The organism is Adlercreutzia sp. ZJ138 (assembly GCF_011038935.1).
Lineage (GTDB): Bacteria > Actinomycetota > Coriobacteriia > Coriobacteriales > Eggerthellaceae > ZJ141.
Map to the genome: position 1 here is coordinate 1 of NZ_JAAKEA010000016.1, position 21192 is coordinate 21192.

Here is a 21192-nt window from a genome sequence, read left to right on the forward strand (position 1 = left end):
GGCCATGGAGGCGGGGACACACCCGATACCGTTCCGAACTCGGTAGTTAAGCCCGCCATCGCCGAAAGTACTGCGGGGCAAGCCCGTGGGAGGATAGGGTGCCGCGCTCGCGGGGGGCACATGTGTGTTTAGTGTCACATGTGTGTTTGGCCCCTTTATCCCACAACAACAAACAAGGCCCCGTATCGTGCGGGGCCTTTTGCTTGCTTGGATGTGCGTGGCGGGGCTTGGATGGAGACTCTCTTGCTTTCAAGTGCTGCTTTTGATCATGTTGTCGACCATGAAAAGCTCAAGGTGCGGTAGACTAAGAAAATACTGAATAATTCCGCTTGTCCTGCGTTTGCAATGGGGTGCTTGAAGGTGTTAAACCTCGTTTGCGCACGTCAGTGTGCGCATTCGGTTTTGGCCCTTAGCCTTCCGCCCTGCAAACGCAGATGAAACGTGATTAGTCAGTGTTTCACTAGAAGACACGCTGCGATTTTTGCTTGCGTGTGTCTGAAAGCTTGACTTGATGGTCTGCGCTGTCGCACGTGGTGCGCGCGTAGATCGCCTAACAGGAAGGTTGGTGGTCAACATGGCAGCTCCCGCTACCGAGCATGTACGTAACATCGTGCTGGTTGGACAGGATGGGTCTGGTAAGACATCACTTGCAGAGGCTATGCTGCACGTATCCGGGCGTACGCCGCGTATGGGAACCACGCACGATGGGAAATCCTTCCTTGATTACGACGATGAAGAGATTCGCCGCAAGTTCACTATAGGCACTTCGATTGCGCCTATTCCGTATAAGGATTTCAAAATCAATGTGCTCGATACGTCGGGGCACCCCGATTTTATCGGTGACACTATGGCTTGCATGCAGGCGGCGGAAATGGCTCTGTTTGTGGTTGACGCCGTTGCTGGTCCGCAGGTGATGACCACGAAGCTATGGCGTGAAGCCGAGGATATGCGCCTTTCTCGTGCGGTATTTATCAACCACATCGACCGTGAACATGCCGATTTCGACACCGCCATGGCGCTGCTGCATGCTCGCTTTGGCTCGCGCTTGGGTTCGGTAACTATTCCTATTGGTCAGGATGCCGATTTCAAGGGCGTCATTGACGTCATTCGCATGACGGCGCGTTACTTCGACCAAGATGGCACGACAGAACGTATCGAGGATATTCCTGAGAAGTATCTCGATGAGGCTCGTGTTGCGCGTGAGAAGCTGTGTGATTTGGTTGCTGAGGCCGACGACGATCTGATGATGAAATACCTTGATGGCGAAGAACAGCTCACACAGGAAGAGCTTGAGAACTTGCTTGACAAGGCTATTGCGCAAGAGCTGTTCATTCCGGTGTTCGTAGGTTCGACCATTATCGAGCAGGGTATCCAGGGTTTGATGGAAGATATTGCCACGTACTTCCCGCATCCACGTCATCATGGTCGCTTCCGCCTGGCGAATGGTGAGGAGACCTTTGTCGATGAGAACGGCGAGCCTGCTGCGTTCGTGTTCAAAACCATCGCTGACCCGTACGTTGGCCGCTTGAGCTTCCTGAAGGTGTTCTCGGGCGTGCTTGAACCTGGCATGGAGATCATCAATTCGCGCACGGGCAAAAAGGATCGCATCGGCCATTTGTATGTGATGATGGGTAAGGAAGCCACTGACGTGAAAAGCGCGAAGGCGGGTGACATCATCGTCGTGCCGAAGCTTTCCGACACGCGCACGGGTGACACGCTGTCGAAGTCGGGCGATATTGCGATCGATCCGCTGCCGTTGCCAGTGCCCCAGTATCCGGTGGTTATTGAGGCGTGCAACAAGAATGACGAGGATAAACTCGGTACGTTCTTAGCGCGCACGGCTGAAAACGACCCGACGGTTATCATTACCCGCAACGAGGAAACGCGTCAAACTGTGGTCACCACGATGGGTGATACTCAGGTGGAAACCATTTTGAAGCGTTGCAAGGATCAAACAGGCGTTGATGTTCGCCTTGGTAAGCTGCGGATTCCGTATCGTGAGACGATTCGTAAAACCGCCGAGGCGCAGGGCCGTCACAAGAAGCAGACGGGTGGATCGGGTCAGTTTGGCGATTGCTGGCTACGCTTGGAACCGAATCCGGGAGCGGGCTATGAGTTCTTGGACGAGATCAAGGGTGGCGCTATCCCCAATGGTCTCATTCCGGCTGTCGACAAGGGAGTGCAGGATGCCATGGCTGAAGGCTTCCTTGCTGGTTACCCCATAGTTGATATCAAATGCGTGGTGTATGACGGCAGCTATCATTCGGTTGACTCTAACGAGATGGCGTTCAAGACGGCTGCTCGTATTGGCTTCCGCGCTGCATGCGAAAAGGCCGATCCGGTATTGCTTGAGCCGATGGCCGAGATTGATGTTACGGTAAGTGAAGAATACGCTGGCACGGTTATGGGTGATGTATCCATGCGCCGTGGTCGCATTCTTGGCACCGACTCAAACGATGCGGGCGACACGATCATCATGGTGCGCATTCCCTATGCTGAGGTGGTCACCTATACCAAGGATCTGCGCTCTATTACGCGCGGTAACGGTTCTTACACGCTGAAGCTCGAAGGTTACGAGCCAGCACCTGCTGATGTTACCAAGAAGCTGGTGGAAGCATATCAGGCGTCTCGTTCCAGTAACTAGGAGCCGTAGAGTAGGGTACTTCGTCTACGGGTGAAGCTGTTGAGAGTAAGCGGGGTTCGGCTATGTGACCGAGCCCCGCTTGCATGAAAAGACCGTTTACTCTATAACTCAAGGCCGCAGGATATCGAACGGCTGGTGTTTGTTTCGGGGTCTACATCCGCAATGGTGGGCGCATCAAGTGCGGCTTTTCGATCCATTAGATACGCTACGGCTTCGGTTTGTCCGCAGCGCGAGGCTGCATCGATGCCGCGCAGAAGGTTTGCACGCGTAAAGAAGCCGGGCTGGTTTTCGAGTGAGCGCAGATCAACGACACGTCCTGCTTCCGCGAGTGCTCGCATGAGAGGAAACTTGCTGGGGATCTCATCTAAGCGGTCTGGGTAAGAAGCTGCCACGCGCGCGCCGAGCAGCTTCTCTTGCGGAACGGTTGACAATAACAAGCGCTTCGCGTCGTCAAACGGCATAAGGTTTCGAGAAACCACATAGTCGGCGACCAGATAAACAGTTTGTGTGTTAAGGAAAGCTGAAGCGGTTGCGTCGGGATTCTCTCCGATGATTGTTATCGCGCCGAGCTTTGGACAATCTTGAAACGCACGTGGTCCAACGTAGGTTACTGAGTTCGCCAAGTTCACTGTTGAAAGTGAGCTGCAGTCGCGAAACGCGCTGCGACTGACCGTGGTGACCGAATGAGGGATGTGGATTGTGGGAAGGGCTGTGCATCCCCGAAACGCACTATCACCGATCGTTTCGATGCTGCTGGGTATCGTCATAGATACCAGCGAAGTGCAATTGCGAAACGCTCCGTCGCCAATGATGGTTACCGAAGAAGGGATGTCGATTTCCGCAAGAGACACACAGCCCCAAAATACACCGAGGTTGAGCGACTTTATGGCGGAGGGGAGACACACCGACGAAAGTGCACCGCATCTCTGGAAGGCGAAGTTTCCGATGAACGTTATCGAGTCGGGCAGGACTACCGATTCTAAGCTTCGATGGTCTTCGAATGCTTTCGACCCGATGAACGTGACGGCTGTGCCTTCAACCTCGCTGGGTATGGTGACATGTGTGACACCGTCATCGCATGCGATGACGTGCCAGCCTTCATCGAAGAGTTCAAGGGTGAGCTCGCCGACGGTGCGAATGTTACTCATGCGGTGCTCCTTTTTGTTGTGCGCTTCTAGTCTAAGCTGAAGGCGGAGTTAAGTGGTTGATATCCTCGTTACCGAGCACGATCTGCACCGCCCATGGTGGAACGTCCTCTGGACGGTGGTCATCATCGTAGAATACAAACGCCGTCCGGTATGCGGGCATGTGTTCGGGGTAGATGCCCCATCCGTCGGTGAAGTAGATGAGGCCGCCCAGGTTTTCAAATGCCCCGTCCTCCAGCAGCGTGTCAACATATTCAAATGCCGGGCGGAAGTCGGTACCTCCGCCGCCGCGCACTGTTGCAGCATATTCCCATTTCGTAAGGTCATCAAGGGTTATCACGACGTCGTCGCTGACCACGTCTGCATCGCACTGGATGATATGGATGTTCACCTGATCGAAGAATAATTCGGTTGATTGTAAGATGTCGACGGTCGTTCCCATGAAGCGACGTACTGCCTCGCCGTATACGCTGCCCGAGGTGTCGATGACGATCACAAATTCACGAATACGTTTTTCTTCGCGGCTTTCCAGTGGTTCGATGAGTGGCAAATCGCCGTAGAGCTTAAGACCGAACGTATAGAAGATGTAATCGAACTCGTCATCTGAGAGACGCATCACTTCGCCGGGTGTAGCGAATTGCCGTAGGAACGCTGCGTAATCAATCTTTTCGCGTGAGATAGTCATGAGTTCTTCTGAAAAACCCGAAAGCTGTTCGCCGCGGGTGCGTGACATGGTTTGCAGGTTAACCGAGAGACTGGCTGCAACGTGGCGCCACTCTTGCTTCTGACGTTCGGTAAGTGGACGAGCAAGGGTGTGCCCACTTGCTGAGCCGTCGTCGTGAGATGGGTTGTTCTCAGTATTGGTATTGCTGCACCCCGGGGCATTTGCCCCGTCGCTATCCGAGTCGTTTGTATGCTGTCCGTCTCCGTCAGATGGGTTGCTGTCGGCAGAATCATTTCCGTCAACGTCGCCTGCCCCGAGCGGTACGTACCAGATACCGTGGGCATCGGAGTGAAACAGGCTCGCCCATTTTTCCACATAAGAGTACCATTGTCCCGCTCGCAAGCGTCCATATGCTTTTTCCGCAGTCACATGACCGCCTAATTCGCGCTCGATACGCTCAAGAGCATCTGCGATTTCAACCCCTCGCATTCCGGGCCGTGGTCCGCAGAGCTTTGCCGCAGCGCGCTCTGCGGCAATGTCGCTAGCGAGATCCCAGAGGGGCTGATCGACTGACGGACCTACGTACGGATGCAAAAAAACGCAATGCATGACGCTGTGCAGCAGGTCGTGCTTGGGGGCTGCGCGTAAGCTGCGAAACGCTCGTAGTACTCGCTCGGCATCGAATGCGAGGGAGAACCCATCGGTTGCAAAGGGGTCGTCAAGAAACGAGGGCGTTACGTGCAAGCGCCCGACGGCGGCTGAGAGGAAATGGTTGTCAGCGAGCACGAGGGCTTTCGCCAAGTTGATGACGCGCAGCGCGAGCTCATCTTTTTCCGTCAGGTTGATTTGCGGCATAGTCGCGTGCCACCTAGGCGAGGTTGTCCGCCTGTTTGAGCAGGTCAAGACCCCGCTCGGTGAACAGCAAACTCTTGTTGTGTCGCAGGTAGCTCTCGCATCCGTGCTCGCTCACCATGCGTACAAGCAGCGGGTCAGCGGAAAGCTTCGCGACCATCATCAGCGATTCTTGCGAGTCTTCTCCAAATGTGGTATCAAGGAAGGAAAAGACGCTGTCCACCGACGAGATGGCGCGTTGCAGCAGTGAATCGCAGCGCTTTACCTGGGAATTGAACACCTCTTTTGCTGCATCGAATCGCGCGCTACCGGTTCGCGTAGCTTCGTCGGCTGCATCTGCTGCCATGTTCAGTACGCTCACGCGCAGCGCCTTTACCACGCGGCGGTCGCCGGGTTCGCTGTTGGCACGGTTGCCCGTTTCGCATTCCCCGCGCACGGAACTTGCACGCTTGCGTAAGGCGAGTGCCGCTTCGTCGCCGACAAGCGTCCCTTTAAGCTCCATGAGGTCGGCGCGGACGAGGCGCAGGGCGCTTTCCAGTTCCATAGCGCCGTGAACTCGTGTTGACAAAGCGTCGGTGAGTAAGCCAACAAGGGTGATTCGCTCATCAAACCGGGCGGCGCGTGCTCGATCACGTATGGTGTCATCGAAAGCGCCACTCAGGATGTCTGGAATACGGTAGTCATCTCGGTAGGCGCGGAAGAGCTCATAATATGCGAAGAACTCGTGGGCAGTGTCGTCGTCTTGTAGGTATTGGCGAATCAGTTCCGCGTTTACTATGAGGCTTTCCGCTTCATAGGCTTGCAGCATGCGGGAGAGGTCTTCCCATCCGCGTGCAGTCACCAGCTTTGCACCTTTTGCTCCAGCGCGCACTTTGTAAAACGAACCCGGCTTGGCATCAAGGAAAGTGGTTATCGCCGGGTGAACACCGTGAGCTGCAGCATAGTCTTGCCACACGGTTACGTCGGGTTCAATATCGATCCGCTTCAAGCGGTCGAGCGTGGCGGGGTCGAATTCGCGTGCTGCCCGGTTGTACTCGGGCGGGTTTCCGGCGGTGACGATGATCCACCCTTCGGGCAGGCGGTGCATGCCGAACGTTTTGTATTGCAGGAACTGAAGCATTGCTGGAGCAAGCGTTTCGCTGACGCAGTTAACCTCATCGAGGAACAGAATACCTTCGTCTACGCCGCTTGTGCGGCGCGCCTGATGAACAGCAGCGATGATTTCCGACATCGTGTACTGAGACACGCGGCAGTTTTCTCCATCGAATTCTTCGGAAGAAATGAACGGCAGGCCCAGTGCACTTTGTCGCGTGTGGTGCGTGATGGAATAGCTGACGAAGTTGATGTCGAGTTCTTGCGCGACTTGCGAGACAATTGCGGTTTTCCCCACACCCGGAGGTCCGAACATGATGATGGGCCGCTGCATGTGGAAGGGAATGCGGTACAGGCCATGCTCGTCTTTCGACAGGTACGCCGTGATGGCGCTGCGTATCTGCTCGGTCGCTTGCTCGATGTTCATAGATCAGCCTTTCCGCCTGCGTGGTTTGCATCGCATAACAATAGCAGCCTTCTGGCGAAAATGGCAGGGGCTTCGTGGTTCTTGTTATCCAATTTGAGGCAGATGCGTCGCATGCCCGCCCGTTTGATGTTGGGCGAGCATGCGAGTTCGTGCGACTGAGCTGCACTAAGTTGCGTTCGGGGTGTGTTAGCGGCGTCGGCGCGCGAACGCGATGGTTGCAGCAATGATTCCTATCATTACCAATGCGGTGGCCAGTGCGAAGGATGCACCACGCATGGCAGCGTCGCCGGTTGCGGGTAGCGTCGATGCGGGAGTGCTTGGAACGGTTGGCTTCTCAGGTGTTTGAGGCTCTTCGGGTGTTGTGGGTTCTTCGGGGGCTTCGACAGTTACGGTTTGGTCGGTGTTGGTAAGATCGGCATGGCTTGCAACCATACGGTCGTCGCGGTAGAGTTCTTCGAAAACAACAACGCTCGCACCGGCAAGTTCATCGGTGGAAAGGGAGAATGGGACCTCGATTGCACCCGTTGGGTTGGTGGGCGTAAACGATGCCTCTGCGGTGATGGGTTCGTCGGGTAACTCGGTTTCCGCGCTGCTATCTTCTGTGCGGGTTGCTGTGATGGGTTCTCCCGTGTCGGCGTTCATAAGGGTTCCGCGAACGGTGTATTCCTTGCCGGGAATAAGGCCACTGTAGGCAACTCGGTCTACTATGGAGACGTCACTTTCGGGTGCGAGTACTTTGTCGCCGTCACGTGCGTCGGTTGCCGTGGTGCCTATCTCGGGCCAGCTGTCGGTTACGGTTCCGAGTTGTACGGTTACGGAATCACGAGCGATGGCGATGTTGTCAATGCGCACGAGTTCAAGTCCTTCGTTTGCCGGGCAGGGTAGCTCTTCGAGTGAGTACACATCGTAAGGCAGCGCGCCGCGTTCGTTGGTGGGGGTTCTCTGCTTGTCGTCGGCTGTTCCGAACCATACACTACAGGAGTCATCAAGAGGGTAGGTGGCATCGAGTTCAAACGGGTCGTTTCCATTGGCAATGACCGTGCCGGTGTCGTCGACGCGTGGTGTATGGGCTGCTGCGGTTGAGGCGTATCCGTTTGCGTCGGTTATGATGATGTGAGCTTCCCCGGTAGTTGCGCTCGTCAGCTTGAAGGGGACGTTCACGAGGCGTTCCATCGTCGAAGCACGGACTTTCGTGAATTCGAGATCACCACGTTTTACCTGGTTTTCTATTTTGGGAATCGCGAAGGTGACATCGGTTTGGCTATCTCCTACTTCGGTGATGTTCGTGATTTGTACGTTGTCATCAACGGGTGGCAGGTAGCCGCTCGGGGCAGTTTCTTCACGAATGACGCAGGTGCCAAGCGGTAGTGCTGGCTTACCATTGGCGAAGAATAGATCGTCACCGTCCACCAGGTACGGCAGGGTTTCGCCGTCGGCGGTTTCAAACGTTGCATCTGGTGTGCCGAGCAACACGCGACCCTGCTCGTCGGTTTGTACCGTCCAGCTGCGCAGTGGCGCGCCGGATGCTTGCGCTTCTTGCGCACTGCTGTATTGCCCGCCGTAGAAGTCGATGGCGAAGCGCGCTTGGGCCAGGCTTGCTGCTCCAAGCGGACTGTTGCCCGCATCGTCACACGGAAGTTCGCCGTCGTGCTTGAGCAGCAGCAGATCGAGACTTCCGTAGCGCGGGGCGTCCTGTACGGTGCCGTCGTTAACGCGTGTAGCCTTTCCTGCTTGCACCGTCACCTGGTAAACGGTCGAATCGAGTATGTAGCCTGCAGGCGCCTTCGTTTCTCGAACCCAATATGTCCCTTGTCCGAGCTTTTCGGAGGCGGCGGTGCCATCGGCTTTCGTCGTCATGGCGCACAGCTCTGTCGTGCAAGCCTCATCCTTGTACACGCCGTAACGTGCTCCTTCGAGCCGATAGCATGCGTTGCCATTTGTTAGTGTGTCATCGGCGCTTGTTTTGGCAAGTTCGATCCAGCCGGGGCTGGCGGTGGTCACGAGTACCTGTAGCTTGTCATCTGCTGGTTTCCACAGTGTCGACCATCCATCTTCAACGCCACCACCCCGATATGCGAGTGCTTCGTCGGCCAGTCGTTCAGCGGCGGCGAGCACGTCGGTGCCCGCGTAGTCGATCATGTGGTAGGAACGGTCGGTGATAAGCCATGCCGCAATCTGTGTAATGTCGGAGGCATGCAGCGCCGACCAGCTCTTGCCTCCAATCGTGGTGGTGTTCGGATAGCCATGGTACATCAGGTAATCCCAGCAAGCCGCGCTGGTTGTCTCACTGAATGCCGACCCGCCCGCCGATTCCGGCAGTGGTCCTTCCTTGTACTGGTTCGTACAGAACGCGACTGCCCCCTCCGTCGAGCGATACATGGTGCCCGAATTGGTTCCCGATCCTCCCTGATAGCAGTAAAACGTTGTGCTTGCCGCATAGGCCTCATCTGGTGCTACTACGTCAGGACGAGCGGTGGTGGCGTACAGTATACCTATACCGCATGCCACCGCTAGTGCCAAGGTTAAGCAAGCAGTTTTGATACGACGTGCTTTCGCGGTGCGCATAGTCATGGAATGCCTCCTTTCGAAAAGCGCCGTATGAGGGCTTGTGCGACGCGTGTGCGTCGCCAGGCAACCAAGGTTGCGGCGCATGGGTCAATACCTTCGATCATAGAGGCAGGGTACCTGCGCACAGTCGCACGTTTCCAACGGAACAGGAATGCTTTTCTACTCGCGATCAAGTGGGTTTTAGGTTGCGTTCCTGCGGGTTCCTTCGATGTTTTGCCAGAAACCGTGTGAAACCTCGCAAAAACCTTGCAGGAATCTTGCAGGGGCTCTCATCTCTCACGTGGGCTTTGCCGCTGTGTGCTTGTCTCAGGTTCTCGAATATCGGTTACACGGCGTTGGGGCGCAGTGTTAAGTAAGGCGTTATGTGAGGTTTCCGACTTCTTACGTCGGCAACCGGGCTTCTCTGATGCTTGTCGTACAATGACCGAATGCGAAACCAATGCGCCGCGTTGGCGCATGTTCACGATGTGGAAAAGGGAGGACATGCCTATGTGCGGCATCGTCGGATACACAGGAGCTAAGCCCGTTTCAGGCATTCTGATCGAGGGTTTGCGGCGGCTCGAATATCGCGGATACGATTCTGCTGGTATTGCTGTCGAACGTGATGGGCACGTGTCAGTTTGCCATCGTAAAGGTAAGGTTGCCGCGCTTGCTGAGGCCGTTGAGCAGCTTGACATGGGCGGGCAGTGCGGCATTGGGCATACTCGCTGGGCAACTCATGGGCGTCCGAGTGAGGCGAACGCTCATCCGCACACCTCATGCGGCGGGCACATTGCTGTGGTACATAACGGCATTATCGAAAACTTCGCCGAACTGCGCGAAGCGCTTGAGGCGCGCGGACACACATTCACGAGCGACACCGACACCGAAACGGTGGCGCATCTGATCGAGGAGGCCTACGAGGGTGATCTGATGGCTGCGGTGCGCACGGCGTGCGACCAGGTGGTGGGTGCGTACGGCTTGGCCGTTGTCTGCGATATGGAGCCGGGCGTTATTGTGGTTACCCGCAAAGATTCCCCTATCGTCATTGGGCGCGGCGAGCATGGCAGCTACGTCGCCTCCGACATCATCGCCATGATCGACGCAACGCGTGACGTGGTGGTGCTCGGCGACGGCGAGTTTGCGAAGCTCACACCGCTTGGCATCGACTACTTCGACGGACGGGGTATGCCCATTACGCCCGCTGTTACCCATGTTGACTGGGATGTTGACATGGCGGAGAAAGGCGGCTATCCCGACTTTATGATGAAAGAGATTCACGAGCAGCCGCGTGTTATCCGCGACACGTTGGCGGGGCGTTTGGTGAATGGGTCGCTTTCTATTGACGAGCTTGATATGAGCCCTGAAGAACTGAGTCTTATCGACCGCGTGTACGTGATCGCGTGCGGTACGAGCTACCATGCGGGTCTTATCGCGAAGAATCTCATCGAAGGTTGGGCGCGCATTCCCTGTGAGGTTGAGGTAGCAAGCGAATTTCGCTATCGCAACCCCATTATCACGCCCACTACGTTGGTGGTGGCGGTCAGTCAGTCGGGTGAGACAGCGGACACCCTTGCCGCCATCCGCGATGCGCGCGTGAAGGGTGCGAAGGTGTTCGGCATTACGAACGTCATCGGCAGTCCTGTTGCGCGGGAAAGTGACGGAGTTATTTACACGAAGGCGAACAAGGAAATAGCCGTCGCCTCCACAAAGAGCTTCCTTGGTCAGGTAGTGAGTTTGACGCTTTTGGCCATGTTGCTTGCGCAGGTACAGGGCGAGCTGAAGACAAATCAGTTGCGCATGCTATTCCGCGAGCTCGCTGATACCGCCGCTCAGGTCGAGCGCATCCTTTCCGATACGGCAGCTGTAGACGGGGCGGCTCTGGCCTGCAAGGACGCGACAAGTGCGCTGTTCATTGGGCGAGGTATGGGTGCGGCTATATCGTCGGAAGGGGCACTCAAGCTCAAAGAGATCAGTTACTTGCATGCGGAGGCGTATGCGGCGGGCGAGATGAAACACGGCCCCATTGCGCTCATTGACGAGGGATTCCCTATTATTGCGGTTGCTACCAAGAGCCCGGTGTACGACAAAGTTATATCAAACTTGCAGGAAAGTCGTGCTCGTGGCGCCATGATCGTGGCCATTGCTACCGAGGGCGACGAGGAAATTCGCAAGCACGCCGACCATGTAATCTACATTCCGAAGGTGCGCGATTGTTTCAGCCCTATTACCGCGAGTGTGCCGTTGCAGTTGCTGGCGCGCAGCATCGCTGTGGCGCGTGGCTGTGATGTCGATCAGCCGCGTAACCTTGCGAAGAGCGTGACCGTTGAATAGGTCGCGCGACATGCGTGAGGTGGTCGACGTGGGTGAAGTGGGTGGCTCGAGCGAAATGCTTGGTGGCCAGGTTGGTCTTGGTGTCGACATTGTGGAAATCGCCCGCATGAAGGCTATTCTGGCGCGCACATCGAGCTTTGCGAAAAAGGTGTTCTCCGAGGCCGAGCGCGCATACTGCGAAGGCACGGCGTCACCCGAAGCTCATTTTGCCACACGCTTCGCCGCGAAAGAGGCGGTGCTGAAGGCGCTGGGAACGGGCTTTTCGGGTGGCATTGGCCCATGCGATGTGGAAGTTCGCCGCACTGCAAAAGGTCGTCCGTATGTGGTGCTTCATGGTGAGGCGAAGCGTGTTGCTTCCCAGTTGGGTGTACGTGAACTTCCCTTATCGCTGTCGTACACGCACGACGAGGCCGTCGCCTGCGCCATGGCTATCACCGATAGTTCGGTTCGTGCTTCCGAGGAACGCAAGGATCCGATGGAGGAATTGGCCCGCCGTTTCAAGGAAGCACGCGGCATGCTTGATAACCTTGAGGCACCAGTTGTTTCAAGAATTGCCGATGATTCCGCCGAGGTTGCAGCTGATAAAGCCACGTTTTCTGCCGCCCGCGTGTGATAGAGGGCTTACATGTCTGAGAGTTTTGAATTTGTTCCCACCCTGCCGCTTATCCCCTGGCCGGAGGCCGATGCGAACAAGTACACGCGCGGCAAGCTAACCGTGGTGGGTGGTTCGGCTGCTTATCCGGGAGCTGCGGGCTTGGCCGCGCTTGCCGCACAGCGCTTAGGAGCGGGCTACGTTGAGGTTGTGTGCGCGCCAGAATCGGTCGACATCGTTCGATCATGTGGGTTGTCGCTGGTAGTCAGGTCGTGGGAGCATTGGCCGTGTGCACGCATCACGCCGAGCTCGGCGGGCAAACCGGTTGCCTACGTGGTTGGTCCGGGATTCGATACCGACGATGCTGCATCTGCGCGCTTGCTGGCGTTCGTGCTCTCTATGGCGCAGGCGCCTGTGCTTATTGACGGCGGTGCTATTGGGTGCTTGGCGTCACAGGATTGCCGTGGGCTTTTGCAGCGACGTGCTGAAGCGGGGCTTGATACGGTGATCACGCCGCATGGGGGCGAAGCTGCTCGCTTAGCGGTATGCGTGGGCGTTGCTCAGCCACCGCGTGTTTTCTCACGTGCTGAAGCATCGTCGCTGCAGACAGGCGCATGCACGAAGCTGGTGGCGTCCGCAAAGCCCGCAAAGCCCGCAGAACCGAGGCGCTCTTATCGAGCCGATCTGGCGGCATATGCGTGCGATCTGGCTGTAGCCTCGCGTGCGGTAGTGGTTTTAAAAGGCCCCGACACGTACGTGTCGGATGGTGCCTCTACCCAGTGCGTGTCGGACGGAACGAGCGCGCTTGCCAAGGCTGGCACGGGCGATGTGCTGGCGGGCATCATCGGTGCCTACTTGGCGCAGGGTGGCCCTGTGTTCGAGTCAGCGGTATCGGGGGTAATGATGCATGCCCGTGCAGGACGCATCGCCGAGCAACGACTCACATCGGTGTGCGTTGTTCCCGAAGATGTTATCGCTTCGATTCCGGATGCGGTGCGCTCCTTCGATCAGTGCTAGAATTGCCCAAATATCGCTCCCAGCTCACCTTGGGATTATGATGCGGCTGGAATGCAATGTGAAGAAAACTACATTTGCGAGGATATCCGTATGAGTGCTCATCAGCAGACCTTACTCGACGGCCGTGATCTAGCGGCTTGTGTCACCGATCCGGCGGCGCGTGCGGAAGCGCTGCGTCGTGAAATCGAGCATCACACCTACCTGTACTACGCCATGGACGCACCTGAAATCTCCGACGCGGCGTTCGATTCGCTTATGCGCGAGCTGCGAGAGCTTGAAGCAGCACATCCCGAACTCGTTGACTCGGCAAGTCCCACGCAGCGTGTGGGAGGTTATGTGGGCGAACAGTTCACTCCTGTTCGTCATGAACAGCGCATGTATTCGCTCGACAATGCCATGGACCTTGGCGAGCTCGATGCGTGGATGGATCGCGTCGAAGAGACGTTTGGATCGTTTGTTCCAGTGGTGTGTGAGCTGAAGATCGACGGTTCGTCTATTGCGCTGACCTATGAGGCCGGTAGGCTCGTGCGTGCTGCCACGCGTGGGGACGGAACCACCGGCGAGGACGTGACGGTGAACATGCGCACGGTGCATGACGTGCCGCTGCGTTTGCGCGAAGGGTTTGAACGTGGCATTGCTTCAAGGAGACAAGACGCCGCCATCGAGCTTCGTGGTGAGGTGTACATGCCTAAGGCAAGCTTTGCAGGGCTTAACCGAGCCGCTGAGGCGAACGGACGCACGCCGTTTGCTAATCCCCGCAATGCTGCAGCGGGAAGCTTACGGCAAAAAGATGCGAAAGTGACTGCCGGACGCGATCTGTCAACATTTCTGTACGCAGTTGCCGACTCGAACGCGCTTTCCGCTGAAACCCAATGGGAACTGCTCCAGTGGCTGCGCGCTGCGGGTTTCCACGTAAACCCCGACGTTGCCCGTTGTGTTACGCGCGATGAGGTGCGGGCGTTCTGCGAGCGCGCGGTCGAGCGCCGCGAGCAGCTTCCCTACGAGATTGATGGCGTGGTGGTAAAGGTCGATTCCTTTACTCAGCAGCGCGCCATGGGATACACTGCCCGCGCGCCACGCTGGGCTATCGCGTTCAAGTTTCCCCCCGAAGAAAAAACGACCCTTCTTCGCGATATTACCGTGCAGGTGGGTCGCACCGGAGCGCTTACGCCGGTGGCCGAGCTTGATCCGGTGGTGGTGGCGGGTTCTACGGTGTCGCGTGCCACGCTGCACAACCTCGATGAGGTGCGTCGCAAGGATGTGCGCATTGGTGACACGGTTATCGTGCGTAAAGCAGGAGATGTAATTCCCGAGGTGTTAGGGCCAGTGCTCTCGCTGCGCGATGTGAATGCTCAACCGTGGAGTATGCCTGAGGTGTGCCCGAGCTGCTCAAGCCCTGTCATCCGTGAGGAAGGAGAAGTGGCGCATCGCTGCATTTCTATCGACTGTCCTGCTCAAGCGCTTGAACGCCTGCTGCATTGGGCGAGCCGTGGTGCTATGGATATCGATGGCATGGGTGAGGAAATCGTGAGCCGCTTGGTGGAGGCTGGCCGTCTTTCCGACGTTGCCGATTACTACTCGCTTACCGAAACCGAGCTCGCGTTGCTTAACATGGGACGGCAGAACAAGGAGGGCGAGCCTATCCGCTTGGGGCATACCGTGGCGAAAAAGCTGGTGAGCGCTATTGACGCAAGCCGCGACCGCGCGTTTTCTCGTGCGCTGTTCGGATTGGGAATTCGTCATGTCGGTAAGGCCACAGCCGAATGCCTGGCTGCGGCGTATCCTTCCATCGATGAACTTATGGCTGCTGACGAGGCGGGTTTGGCCGCCGTTGATGGTGTGGGCCCAAAGATCGCGCGCAGTATTTTCGTGTTCCTGCGCACCCCTGGCAACATAGGTGTTATCGACCGCTTGCGCACGGCAGGTGTGTGTCTGAAGGATGAGATGTCGGCCGTGCATGATGCGCACGAACAGACGTTGACAGGGCTTACGTTTGTGCTCACGGGCAGCTTGGTACAAAGCGGCATGACCCGTGACGAGGCGGGAAGTGCTCTGAAGGCGTTGGGGGCGAAGGTGTCGGGCAGTGTGTCGAAGAAGACGAACTTCGTGATTGCTGGCGAGGCGGCTGGTAGCAAGTACGACAAAGCGGTGAGCTTAGGTGTGCCCGTGCTTGACGAGCAGGCGCTGCTGCGGATTCTGGAAACGGGAGAGCCGCCTCAGGTCTAAACGACGGCCGTCGTATAAGATTACGAACCTGAGTCTTCGTTGATGAGAGTGATTGCATGTCTGTGGGCTCACGTTCTTGTTTCAAGTAACACAGTTCCATAATTCGTAGCACTATTCGCTGATTCGCGGGCAAAAAGCATCGCTGCTCTGCTATTGTATGTTACGGAATAAAAAATCGTAACATATTACAGTATGGCTGCGTGCCGCTTATGACCCTTAGGAGGGCGTATGGTTTCCTTATCACGGAGGCGTTTTGCGAAGTTGGCTGGTGTTGGTATGGCGTCGCTTACCCTCGGCGGCGTGCTTGGTGCATGCACGGGAAACGGGGAAGGCGAAGCTGGTGGTGCGTCGGCGAATTCCAGCGAGGGTGTACGTCAGGTGATTGTGTCCATGACGCCGGGATCTGAGCCGGCGGCGGGTTTCGACCCGTTGGTTGCATGGGGCTGCGGCGAGCATGTGCACGAGCCGCTCATCCAATCGACGCTTATCACCACTGATGTGAATCTCGGGTTCAAAAACGACCTAGCCACGTCGTATGAGTGTTCCGAAGATGGCTTGACGTGGACCTTCCATATTCGCGATGACGTGCGTTTTACCGACGGCGAGCCGCTTACTGCTACCGATGTCGCCTTCACTATAAATAGCATTGCCACAGGAGAAGCGTCGGAGTGTGATTTGTCCATGGTTGATGAGACGGTGGTTGTCGATAACACAACGGTTGAAATCCGTTTGAAAAAGCCGTTTAATGCGCTGCTGTACACGCTGGCAGTGGTGGGTATCGTACCGGAGCACGCTTATGGTAACGATTACGGAAAGAACCCCATTGGTAGCGGCCGCTACGTACTTGAGCAGTGGGATCAGGGGCAGCAGGTTATCCTGCGCGCGAACCCCGACTACTATGGCGACGCTGTTCAGATGGAGCGCGTCGTGGTGGTGTTCATGGAAGAAGACGCCTCGCTTGCCGGTGCGCAGGCGGGTCAGATTGACGTCGCGTACACCTCAGCCACGCTCGCCGATGCATTGCCAAGTGGCTACGAGTTGCTGAACTGCGCTTCAGTAGACTCGCGTGGCATATCGCTGCCAAGTGTGCCGGTGGATAGCCCTGCGAAAGAGGAAGACGGCGGCGTGTCGTATGAGGTGGGTAACGCTGCCACCTGCGATGTGTCTCTGCGACAGGTGATGAACTGCGGTGTTGACCGCAACCGCATGATCGATCACGTGCTGAACGGTTATGGCACGGTTGCGTGGAGTGTTGGTGACGGCATGCCCTGGTCGTCTGCCGATATGACTGTCGAGTACGACGTCGATCGAGCGCGGGAGCTTCTTGCTGAAGGCGGCTGGTCGGTCGCATCTGACGGCGTGCTGGTGAAGGATGGCGTTCGTGCGTCGTTCAATTTGTACTATTCGGCAGGCGACTCGGTTCGTCAGGCACTCGCATCCGATTTCGCCGAGCAGATGGCCGAACTCGGCATCGAGGTAAACGTGAAAGGCGCCAGCTGGGACGACATTTATCCACATCAGTACTCAGAGCCGGTTTTGTGGGGTTGGGGATCGAACTCGCCAGTTGAGCTCTACGAGCTCACCCATTCGAATGGCTGGGGAAACTATGCAAGCTACGAGAACGCCCAGGTTGATGCGAATTTGGAGGCTGCGATTGCGCAGCGCAACGTGGAGGATTCCTATGAATTCTATCAGCGTGCGCAGTGGGACGAGGAAACGCATACGGGTGTGGCACCGCGCGGGGCTTCCACGTGGATTTGGCTGGCCAACGTCGATCATTTGTACTTCCAACGCGCTGGGTTAAGCGTTGCTGAGCAGAAGCCGCATCCGCATGGGCATGGGTGGTCGCTTGTGAACAACGTTGATAAGTGGAGTTGGGCTTAAAGGTAGTTATGGCGCGGTTTCTCATTCGAAATGCTGTAAAGATGTTGCTGCTGCTTTTAGCAGTGAGCTTGGTGGTGTTCGCGTTGGTGAGCGTATCGCCTATTGATCCTGTTCAAGCGAACGTGGGTCAGGCGGCGTATCTTGGTATGAGCGAGGAAAAGCGAGCCCAGCTCAGTGAGTACTGGGGGGTGGAAACGCCGTTTTGGGAGCGCTACGTTTCGTGGCTTACCAGCGCCGTACAGGGCGACTTGGGTACATCGTTGCGGTTTAATGCGCCGGTTTCTGAGGTTATCGCCACACGTGCGCTTAATTCGTTGGCGCTCATGGCAGTGGCGTGGGTGATAAGCGGTGCGTTAGGCTTCGTGCTTGGTGTTGCAGCAGGTGCAAACCGAGGGCGTCTTCTTGATCGTATTGTCAAGGGGTACTGCTTCCTGTTGGCGTCGGTTCCCACGTTTTGGCTGGGCCTGGTGTTCCTGATTGTGTTTTCGGTGCAGCTGGGGTGGTTTCCCTTTGGTTTTTCGGTACCCATTGGCGTTTCGGCCGACGACGTGACCCTTACTGACACGCTGCGTCATTTGATATTGCCTGCACTCACGTTGTCGGTGGTGGGCGTGGCGAACATCGCTTTGCACACGCGCGAGAAAACCATCGATGTGCTTGAGAGTGACTACGTGCGCTTTGCTCGCGCGCGGGGCCTAACCCTGTGGGAGGCGCTTCGCGCGCATGGGTTGCGCAATATCGCGCTGCCTGCCATCACGCTGCAGTTCGCATCTGTATCCGAGATTTTAGGCGGATCAGTGTTGGTTGAACAGGTGTTTTCGTATCCGGGGTTGGGGCAGGCTGCGGTTGTGGCCGGTCTTGGTGGCGACGCAGCGCTGCTTGCCGGTATTGCAGTGTTGTCGGCAGCCATTGTGTTTTTTGGAAACTTGGTTGCGAACGTGCTGTACGGGGTGGTCGACCCACGTATCCGGAAAGGGGCCGTATTATGAGCCGTCCCTTTGTCCAAGCGACTTCATCTGGAGAACTTGTTCATTCCGACGACGTTTTCGTCCCCACACCGTCTGAACCATCTACACCATCTGTGCCGCTGCTGCATGCGCCGCGCCGCGCGTGTGTAGCTAACCGGAAAGCGACACTTGCGGCATTCATTGCCGCTGTCTGCGCGCTGGTTGCGGTGGTGGTTTTTGGCATTCTTGTTTCCGACGCTGCCACAGCTACCGATTTCATGGCGAAAAACTTAGCTCCAAGTGCACAGCATCCCTTCGGCACCGATTGGATGGGACGCGATATGCTACTGCGCACCGTGGCTGGCTTGTCAACGAGTGTGCTCGTGGGGTTGTTGGCCGCCACAGTGTCATCGATCATCGCGCTTGTTTTAGGCGCTGCTGCGGCACTGGGGGGCAAACGGGTCGATGCAGCGGTCACGTGGCTTATCGATCTGGTTATGGGCGTGCCCCATATTGTATTGCTCGTACTGATATCGTTTGCGCTTGGTAAGGGGTTTTGGGGTGTAACTGTTGGCGTAGCGGTGACGCATTGGCCAAGTTTGGCACGTGTGGTGCGCGCCGAAGTGCTGCAATGCAAGCAGGCGGGTTATGTTGAGGTAGCGCGGCGGCTCGGGCAAAGCCGAGTACGCATCGCGCTTACGCATGTGTTCCCGTTCGTGTTTCCACAGTTTTTGGTTGGGCTTATCCTGCTGTTTCCCCATGCCATCCTGCATGAGGCAGCTATTACGTTTTTGGGGTTCGGTCTGTCGCCCGAACAGCCAGCGATTGGTGTTATCTTGAGTGAATCAATGGCGTATCTGTCCGCTGGCATGTGGTGGCTGGCAGTGTTTCCTGGATGTGCGCTCGTTGGGGTGGTGCTGCTGTTCGACGTGGCGGGGTCGTGTTTGCGTAAGCTTGTCGATCCGCACAGTTCGCAGGAATAGGAGGTCGCCGGTTTGCACGAGTTGCATCATCATGCGAACGATTCGCACCATCATCACACGCATGCGCCTGACTCTTATCATGGTGGGGGGCATCATTTACTGCAGGTAGAGGGGCTTTCCGTTGGCTTTCGTATGTATGACACCGACGCTTCGTTCTTTTTGGCGAAGCAGCGCTTTGTTAAAGCTGTGCACGATCTGAGCATTTCGGTTCATAGTGGCGAGATCGTTGCCGTCGTGGGTGCATCAGGTTCGGGAAAGTCGCTTCTGGCCGATACTATCATGGGTATTTTCGAACCGAATGCCACAGTGCGAGGTCGGGTGTGGTTTGACGGCGAGCCGTGCGATGCGGAACAGCTCTCCCGCCTTCGTGGTAACGGAATATCGCTCGTTCCTCAAAGTATTGCCAGCTTAGACCCGCTGATGAAGGTGGGCCGCCAGGTTCGAGGGTTCGGCCGCGCGGCGCGAGGTGTGCAACGTGGCGGTCGTGCAGCGCGTCAGCGTGAGCTGTTTGAGCGTTACGGACTTGCATCTTCTGTGGAAGAACTCTATCCGCATGAGCTTTCCGGTGGCATGGCTCGTCGCGTGCTGCTCGCTTGTGCGCTTATGGACAACCCACGTGTGATTATTGCCGATGAGCCGACGCCTGGGCTCGACCTTGAACTGGCTGTTCGTGCACTCGATGACTTCCGCGCGTTCGCCGACGGCGGGGGTGGGGTTATGCTTATCACGCACGACATTGAGCTTGCGCTCCGTGTAGCTGATCGTGTGGCTGTATTCCAAGACGGTACCATCGTTGAGGAAACCGCCGTGGAGAACTTTGCCAGTCCCGACACGCTGCAGCATCCCTTCACAAAGGAACTCTGGCACGCGCTTTTTGGTTCCGTCCATTCTAACGAACGGCCGGAACTCGCCGACGCTGCGGTCGCCCCCTTTGGTTCCGTCCGTTCTAACGAACGGCCGGAACTCGCCGACGCTGCGGTCGCACAGTGCACGCCATCTTGCGGTTCCTACCCCTCGTCGCGGCCCGAAGGCCGCTTCCTCGGGCTCTCACCGCAATCTGGCGCACCCTGCGCACCCTCGCTGACTGATGTGGACCGAGGAGATGCTGCTCAGCTTGAGGAGGTTTGTTCTGAGAAAGGGATAACGCATGCTTGAGGTTCGGGGTGTTACGTTTGCGTATCCGGGGTGTGCGCCGCTCTACCGCGATTTCAATCTGGCGGTTGAGCCGGGCGAGCGTGTGGCGCTTGTTGCGCGTTCGGGTTTCGGCAAAACGACATTGTGTCGCCTGCTTGCAGGTTATGAGTTGCCGCAGAAGGGGAGCGTGCTGGTTGACGGCGCACCGCTGCCGAGGCGTGGCGTGTGTCCGGTGCAGCTGGTGTCGCAGCATCCCGAACGAACGGTCGACCCCCGTATGCGCATGCGTAATGTGCTCGCCGAGGCGGGAGAAGCCCCAACTGAACTGCTTTGCACACTTGGTATTCAGAGCCACTGGATGTCGCGCTATCCCCATGAGTTATCCGGCGGTGAATTGCAGCGTTTCTGCATTGCGCGGGCGCTTATCGCGCGCCCACGCTATCTCGTCGCCGACGAAGTGTCTACCATGCTTGACGCTGTTACGCAGGCCCGAATTTGGCGCGTGTTACTCGAAGAAGTGGCGCGCGCGAACGCCGGACTCGTATTTGTGTCGCATTCGCCGGCGCTTACCGAGCGTATTGCCACGAGAGTCGTACGTCTTGATTAGCGCGTTGCGGCCATGGCGCCGCACCGCTGAACTGCTCCACACTGCTGCACTACCGCACTGCTCCGGCTCTTCTGCATCCATCGCTGCGCCGTCGTAG

14 protein-coding genes and 1 rRNA gene are annotated in these 21192 nt (G+C 57.0%); 11 read left to right on the forward strand and 4 right to left on the reverse strand.

Going from position 1 to position 21192, the window contains the following annotated elements:
* A 5S ribosomal RNA gene (rrf, locus tag G7Y43_RS07385) occupies positions 1-110 on the forward strand; the annotation flags it as partial.
* A gap of 464 nt (positions 111-574) precedes the next feature.
* Positions 575-2644 (forward strand): translation factor GTPase family protein, encoded by a 2070-nt coding sequence (locus tag G7Y43_RS07390; RefSeq protein WP_165045703.1) that lies wholly within the window; start codon positions 575-577, stop codon positions 2642-2644.
* A gap of 101 nt (positions 2645-2745) precedes the next feature.
* On the opposite strand, the gene G7Y43_RS07395 is transcribed toward G7Y43_RS07390, so the two are convergent.
* From G7Y43_RS07395 to G7Y43_RS07410, 4 genes are all read right to left on the reverse strand, one after another.
* Positions 2746-3792 carry a leucine-rich repeat domain-containing protein gene (locus tag G7Y43_RS07395; RefSeq protein WP_165045610.1) on the reverse strand — a complete coding sequence of 349 codons (1047 nt, stop codon included), beginning with the start codon at positions 3790-3792 and terminating at the stop codon, positions 2746-2748.
* Positions 3793-3823: 31 nt separating this feature from the next.
* Positions 3824-5308, reverse strand: a complete 1485-nt coding sequence (locus G7Y43_RS07400) for a VWA-like domain-containing protein (protein ID WP_165045612.1) — start codon at positions 5306-5308, stop codon at positions 3824-3826.
* Between the two features lie 13 nt (positions 5309-5321).
* Positions 5322-6824, reverse strand: coding sequence for an ATP-binding protein (locus tag G7Y43_RS07405; protein WP_165045614.1), 1503 nt, complete (start codon positions 6822-6824; stop codon positions 5322-5324).
* Positions 6825-7010: 186 nt separating this feature from the next.
* Positions 7011-9395 carry a VaFE repeat-containing surface-anchored protein gene (locus G7Y43_RS07410; protein ID WP_165045616.1) on the reverse strand — a complete coding sequence of 795 codons (2385 nt, stop codon included), beginning with the start codon at positions 9393-9395 and terminating at the stop codon, positions 7011-7013.
* A 486-nt stretch (positions 9396-9881) separates the two neighbouring features.
* Between G7Y43_RS07410 and glmS the strand changes: the two genes are divergently transcribed.
* The 9 genes from glmS to G7Y43_RS07455 all read left to right on the forward strand — a co-directional run bounded on the left by glmS (position 9882) and on the right by G7Y43_RS07455 (position 21095).
* Entirely contained in the window at positions 9882-11705 is a 1824-nt protein-coding gene (gene glmS / locus G7Y43_RS07415) for a glutamine--fructose-6-phosphate transaminase (isomerizing) (RefSeq protein WP_165045618.1), read from the forward strand.
* Positions 11706-11715: 10 nt separating this feature from the next.
* Entirely contained in the window at positions 11716-12318 is a 603-nt protein-coding gene (gene acpS / locus G7Y43_RS07420) for a holo-ACP synthase (RefSeq protein ID WP_165045620.1), read from the forward strand.
* A 12-nt stretch (positions 12319-12330) separates the two neighbouring features.
* A complete protein-coding gene (locus G7Y43_RS07425) occupies positions 12331-13314 on the forward strand; it encodes an ADP/ATP-dependent (S)-NAD(P)H-hydrate dehydratase (protein ID WP_165045622.1) in 984 nt (327 codons plus the stop codon).
* A gap of 90 nt (positions 13315-13404) precedes the next feature.
* On the forward strand, positions 13405-15540 hold the full coding sequence (ligA, locus tag G7Y43_RS07430; RefSeq protein ID WP_165045624.1) for an NAD-dependent DNA ligase LigA: 2136 nt from the start codon (positions 13405-13407) through the stop codon (positions 15538-15540).
* 228 nt (positions 15541-15768) lie between these two features.
* On the forward strand, positions 15769-17424 hold the full coding sequence (locus G7Y43_RS07435) for an ABC transporter substrate-binding protein (protein WP_165045626.1): 1656 nt from the start codon (positions 15769-15771) through the stop codon (positions 17422-17424).
* A gap of 8 nt (positions 17425-17432) precedes the next feature.
* Positions 17433-18413 carry an ABC transporter permease gene (locus G7Y43_RS07440; protein WP_165045628.1) on the forward strand — a complete coding sequence of 327 codons (981 nt, stop codon included), beginning with the start codon at positions 17433-17435 and terminating at the stop codon, positions 18411-18413.
* Entirely contained in the window at positions 18410-19354 is a 945-nt protein-coding gene (locus G7Y43_RS07445; RefSeq protein WP_165045630.1) for an ABC transporter permease, read from the forward strand. The genes G7Y43_RS07440 and G7Y43_RS07445 overlap by 4 nt, the downstream gene beginning before the upstream one ends.
* Positions 19355-19366: 12 nt before the next feature.
* The gene (locus tag G7Y43_RS07450) at positions 19367-20509 is read left to right on the forward strand and encodes an ABC transporter ATP-binding protein (protein WP_241158195.1); all 1143 of its coding nucleotides are present in this window, start codon (positions 19367-19369) and stop codon (positions 20507-20509) included.
* Entirely contained in the window at positions 20502-21095 is a 594-nt protein-coding gene (locus G7Y43_RS07455) for an ABC transporter ATP-binding protein (protein ID WP_165045632.1), read from the forward strand. Before G7Y43_RS07450 ends, G7Y43_RS07455 begins: the two co-directional genes overlap by 8 nt.
* The last annotated feature ends 97 nt before the right edge of the window (positions 21096-21192 follow it).